This window comes from Mycolicibacterium arseniciresistens (assembly GCF_030519285.1).
GTDB lineage: Bacteria > Actinomycetota > Actinomycetes > Mycobacteriales > Mycobacteriaceae > Mycobacterium > Mycobacterium arseniciresistens.
Genome location: NZ_JAUMSQ010000379.1, coordinates 1 through 5,260 on the forward strand (window position 1 = coordinate 1; position 5,260 = coordinate 5,260).

A 5,260-nucleotide genomic window follows, 5' to 3' on the forward strand; every position below is an offset into this window, starting at 1 on the left:
CCGGGCTTTTCGCCGTTAGCACTCGTGTCGTCTTGCGTGCCAGACCGTTGCTGACGCATGCTGAACGGATCGACCCACAGGCGAGTCGGGGTAATGTCCGAACACCGATGTCCCGGAGGCGAGATGGAGACAGGGTCAGGCAGGGCGATCGAGATCGCGCCCTTTCATTCTTCCGGCGTGCTCAAGGGCTTCGTGGTGTCGGGGCGGTGGCCGGACTCCACCAAGGAGTGGGCGCAACTGCTGATGGTCACCGTGCGAGTCGCTTCGTTACCCGGGTTACTCTCCACGACAACGATATTCGGTGTCCGGGAGGAGCTGCCGGACGAACCGGAACCGGGCACCGTCGGCCTGGTGTTGGCCGAGGGCACCGTCGTCGGTGAGTCTGCCGTTCCGCCAGGGTTTTTCGCCGATCGTCAACCGCCGGCACTGCTGATGCTGCACCCGCCGTCGGAGACGATGCCGTCGCTGCCCGAATGCAGTGGCGCGGCGTCCGGATGCGTACTCCTGCCGGGACTGCCGCATCTCGGCCTCGAGCACCGCGCCGCGTGGGTGGAAGCCGAGTCCGACGGCACCGTGACGTCGATGGTGAGCCGGGTCGGCGTCGACCCGATCAGCCACCCCGATACCGCGATCCTGGCGATGCTGCTTGCCGCATAAGGCTTTTCGAATCGTTCGATCATAGACTCGAAACGGAAAGTACGGCTTCCCGAAATCCCGTCCTGCGCTGGCGTCGCCGCATTGCGCCCGCTAGGGTCGAAATCATCAGCGAAGGGGAGTAGCCCCGAATCGTCGTGTCGACATACTGGCGAAAGCCCGGCCGGCGAACCGCAGCACGCGGTGGGCGAGACCTTCGACCGGAAGCACGGCGGGCCGTCGGCAAACGGCCGCGCCGGCTGCGTGTCGAAAGGTGCTCACAGTGCTCACCGCCGCCCTCCTCAGCCTCGCGGTCGTGTTCGTCGCAGAACTGGGCGACAAGTCGCAGCTGATCACCATGACCTACGCGCTCCGGCACCGGTGGTGGGTGGTGCTCACCGGCGTCGGGATCGCCGCCTGCCTCGTCCACGGCCTGTCCGTCACCATCGGCCACTTCCTGGGGACGACGCTTCCCGAACGCCCCATCGCCTTCGCCGCGGCGATCGCGTTCCTGCTGTTCGCGGTCTGGACCTGGCGGGAGGGCCGCACCGACGACGGTGACGACGACGTGCGGGTGGCCGAGCCGAGGTTCGTGGTGTTCGCGATCATCTCCTCGTTCGTGCTGGCCGAGCTCGGCGACAAGACGATGCTGGCGACGGTCGCGCTCGCCAGCGACAACGATGCGGTCGGCGTGTGGGTCGGCGCGACCATCGGCATGGTGCTCGCCGACGGCGTCGCGATCGTGGTCGGGGCGCTGCTGCACAAGCGCCTGCCCGAGGGCTTCCTGCACGGCCTGGCAAGCCTGCTGTTCCTGCTCTTCGGCCTGTGGATGCTGTTCGACGCCGCACTGGGCTGGCGGGCGGTGGCATTCGCGGCCACCGGGGGCGCGGCCGCCACCGTCGCGATCGTCGTCGGGGTACGAGCCGTACGCCGGCGCCGCAGCGGTGCGGACGACGGCGCCGCGCCGTCGGTACCGCTGGAATCGTCGCCCGAATCGGCCTGATTCCGTTCGGCTACCGCGGGGTCGTGTCAGCGCATGTACCGGCGCCGAGAAGCGCTCGTGCAGGTCACGGCGGGAGACCTCGCCGTGACCGCAGGCGAGTGGGCCACGTCACAACGAACACAGCAAACGCTTGGATCCGCCGTCGACGGCACCCCGCGGGTTGCCTGTCGGGCACCCGGCGTTTCCCGTCGGAGCTGCTGTTTCACGTTCGACTGACCCGAGCCTACGCACCCGTTATTATTTGCTTCGAAGCACCATCTGGACAGGGTGCGGACACAACACAAAGTCGCTGGTAGCCGAATCGGCGACTCGGGTCGAACTGAAGCCAAGTTAACTTTCCCGCGGTTTGCACTTGGTTGAGGGGACAAGTGTCGCTACGATGGTCAGCAAATACCGCCGCCTATACCGCCGGTCGTCACGCATGTGGAGGTCAATTCGATGAGCACGACGTTCGCCGCACGTCTGAACCGGCTGTTCGACACCGTCTATCCGCCGGGACGCGGCCCTCACACGTCGGCCGAAGTGATCGCCGCACTGAAGGCCGAGGGCATCACGATGTCAGCGCCGTACCTGTCCCAGCTCCGCTCGGGCAACCGCACGAACCCATCGGTGGCCACCATGGCCGCCCTTGCCAACTTCTTCCGGATCAAGCCGGCGTACTTCACCGACGACGAGTACTACGAGAAGCTCGACAAGGAGCTGACGTGGCTCGCGAGCATGCGCGACGAGGGCATCCGCCGTATTGCGGCGCGCACCGTGGGGCTGTCCCCGGAGGCGCAGCAGGACATCGCGCAGAAGGTCGATGAACTGCGCCGCCGGGAGAATCTCGACGGTTAGCCCGTCGCCGGGGTTTTCGAACCGTGGCGAAGTAACGGCTGACGTGTCAGTCGTCGGTGTCTGAGGCGGCGCTGTCGAGCGCCCGGTATTCCTGGGCGATGGCGAGGATCCATTCGCGATCCGAATACGACTCCGGCTGCCGCAACCAGCCAAGGCCCGGGAACGACTTCCGGCCTCGCCGGGTGGCGCCGGCGCGACCCGCGTAGATCCATTCGGCGATGGCCCGGGCCTGCTCCCGCGGCGGCACCTGCGGCGCATCCACTTGGGACAGATCCAGTTCGTCCACTGAGCGGGCGCGGTCGCCGGGCTCGTCGGAGAAGCTCCCACCGCGGCGCCCCGCCGTACCGGTCTCGGTTCCTGCGGCGTCGACGGTGTGCCGCGTGTTGGCCGCGACGGTGGCCTCGAGGAACAGCGCATCGGAGATCAGCGACATCCGCTCGGCCACCCGGAACACCAACGGGCCCCGCGGCCGCACGCCGATCCCGACGTCGGGATGGCGACGGCCGAGTTCGGCGAGGATGGGCTGAATCGTCCGCAATTCACGACGGGCGCCGAACCAGTCCTCGACGCTGGGCAACAGCGACCCGGCGGCCACCACCACCATCGCGCAGCCGAGCAGGGTCGCGGCGGTGCCGACACCGATCGACGACCGGCCCGCGGCACGCACCACGAAGAATCCGCTCGCCAGCATGATCAGCAGGATCCCGACGGTGAACACGAAAAGCGCCCGGCCCCGCCGGCTGCGGCTCGAGTGCCGGATGCCGGCCCAGGACACCAGCGACAGCGCGAGCAGGACGTACAGCAGCGGCGGCAGCCACGACGACCCGAGGTTGTTCTTGAGGTACTCCTCGGGGGCCATCTGGGGCTGTTTGCCCTCGGCGAAGAACATGGCCAGGCTCACCACGGCGATGAGGGTCGCGATGCCGTACTGCGCGAGGGCGAGCCGACGGGTGGTCGACGCCTTACGCCCGGAGGCGACCGTGGTGATCATCACCGAACTCCCGGCGGCACAGGCGATCAGCGCCACCTGACTGAAACCCATGGCGATGTTCGGCCAGTGCGCGACGTCGTCGATCAGCAGGGTGAGCGGCTGCCAGTTGAGCGCGGCGACCAGGCCGAGGCTGCCCAGCGCCAGGATCATCGCGGTGCTGACCAACGACTGCTTGTTGACCAGGGCCCATCCGATGCGAAGTCCGGTCGCCAGACCCAGCAGCCCGGCGATCACCCAGATGATCAACCAAACGCCTCTCCGAGCCGCACCTGCACAATCGAGGAGCGGTCCGATGGCAGTCGTCCGAGCCGGTAGATCAGCAGGGCCGCGAAGTCCTCGGCCTCCTGTTCGGCATCCTCACCGCTGGGTCCCATGCACCCGGTGCGCTGGTTGAGCATGTAGCCGATCAGCTCGGAACTGGCGACCTCGGCGGTGGCGCGGGCCGCTTCGGCGACCGGCATTCCCTCGTGGCCGAGCACGAGGTGGCCGAGTTCGTGCGCGAGGGTGCGATCCCAGGCCGGCAGGCCGTTCTGCAGCAGGAAGACGTCGCGGTCGCTGTATTGCCGCCACTGTCCGCACACACCGGGGGGCAGCTCGGCGGTCTTGAGTTCGATGGGACGTCCGCGGTCCTCACTGACCGCCTGCACCAGGCGGGTCAACGACACCTCGCCCCTGCGGGGCGCAAGGTCGAGCACAGCACTGACTGCACGCGTCACGCGACGGGTTGCAGGCATTGGAACCCCCTCTCGACTCAATCCCTGTGCGCCCGCCGCCTTGTCTCCGGCGAGCGTCCGTGGCTATTCGATGAACCGTGCGGTGCCGGCACCGCGTACCGCTCGGCCTGCCTTGGCCTGGCGGTAACCGACGAGTCCCCCCGCGCCGGTGAGCAACAGGATCCCCGCAACCCCCGGCACCGCCACCGCCGCGATCTGAGAGATACCCGCTGTTCGCAGGTATTCCCCGTAACCGACCCGGAATGTCGCCGGCGGCACCCCGGGATCTCCACCGCGGAACGGCGCCTCGGGCTGACGTCCCGTGCGTGGATCGGCGTTCATCTCGCGCGGACCCGAGTTCGGGCTGGGTCCACGGGGTCCTGCGGGGCCGCCGGGCCCGCCACCCATGCCCAGTCCCGGGGGAGCGACGAGGGGTGGCACGACGACCGGTGGCACCACGATCGGCGGAACGATGATCGGCATGGCGATCGGCGCCAGCGGTGCCTGGGCCAGGGCGCCGATGCCGGGAGCCGCGTCGAGCACGCGAGGCTCAGGTTGTGGTTCGGCGACCGGCGGGGTCTCCTCGTCGGGCGGCTCGGGCTGCCCGGAGCCCTGCGACCCGCCGTCACCGCCGGAGGAGCCGTCCGAAGTGGGTCGGACGGTGGTCGTCTGCGACGGGTCCGTGGTCTCCGACGGATCTGTGGTCTCAGACGGATCGGTCGTCTCAGACGGATCGGTCGTCTCGGACGGATCGGTCGTCTCAGACGGATCGGTCGTCTCAGACGGATCCGTGGTCTCAGACGGATCCGTGGTCTCAGACGGATCGGTGGTCTCAGACGGGTCGGTGGTCTCGGACGGATCGGTCGTCCCGGAGGGTTCCGTGGGCTCGGTGGATCCTGTCGGCTCGGTCGGCTCCGTGGGTTCGGTGGAACCCGTCGGCTCGGTCGGCTTCGTGGGTTTGGTCGGCCGCGTCGGACCGTGACCACCCGGCCAGCCCGGGTGACCGGGATGGCCGTGCCCCCAGTCGCCGTCCGGTCCCTCGCCGGAGCCGGGCCTCGTCGGGCCCGGGTTCCCGGGGCGCGG

Annotated in this window: 6 protein-coding genes; 3 read left to right on the forward strand and 3 right to left on the reverse strand. The window is 68.6% G+C overall.

The features are described 5' to 3' along the window. Nucleotides 1–123 precede the first annotated feature (123 nt). From Q2100_RS28710 to Q2100_RS28720, 3 genes are all read left to right on the forward strand, one after another. Nucleotides 124–657, forward strand: a complete 534-nt coding sequence (locus tag Q2100_RS28710) for a peptidase (RefSeq protein WP_264014275.1) — start codon at nt 124–126, stop codon at nt 655–657. Nucleotides 658–916: 259 nt separating this feature from the next. Further along, complete coding sequence (locus tag Q2100_RS28715; RefSeq protein ID WP_302916768.1) at nt 917–1,636, forward strand: TMEM165/GDT1 family protein; 720 nt, start codon at nt 917–919, stop codon at nt 1,634–1,636. Nucleotides 1,637–2,074: 438 nt separating this feature from the next. Then, nucleotides 2,075–2,473 carry a helix-turn-helix domain-containing protein gene (locus tag Q2100_RS28720; RefSeq protein WP_264014277.1) on the forward strand — a complete coding sequence of 133 codons (399 nt, stop codon included), beginning with the start codon at nt 2,075–2,077 and terminating at the stop codon, nt 2,471–2,473. Nucleotides 2,474–2,519: 46 nt separating this feature from the next. On the opposite strand, the gene Q2100_RS28725 is transcribed toward Q2100_RS28720, so the two are convergent. The 3 genes from Q2100_RS28725 to Q2100_RS28735 form a co-directional block, all read right to left on the reverse strand. Beyond that, on the reverse strand, nt 2,520–3,710 hold the full coding sequence (locus tag Q2100_RS28725; protein WP_302916769.1) for a hypothetical protein: 1,191 nt from the start codon (nt 3,708–3,710) through the stop codon (nt 2,520–2,522). Further along, entirely contained in the window at nt 3,707–4,198 is a 492-nt protein-coding gene (locus tag Q2100_RS28730; protein WP_264014279.1) for an ImmA/IrrE family metallo-endopeptidase, read from the reverse strand. Before Q2100_RS28730 ends, Q2100_RS28725 begins: the two co-directional genes overlap by 4 nt. A 63-nt stretch (nt 4,199–4,261) precedes the next feature. After that, a partial coding sequence (locus Q2100_RS28735) for a hypothetical protein (RefSeq protein ID WP_302916770.1) occupies nt 4,262–5,260 on the reverse strand: 999 nt, incomplete at its 5' end.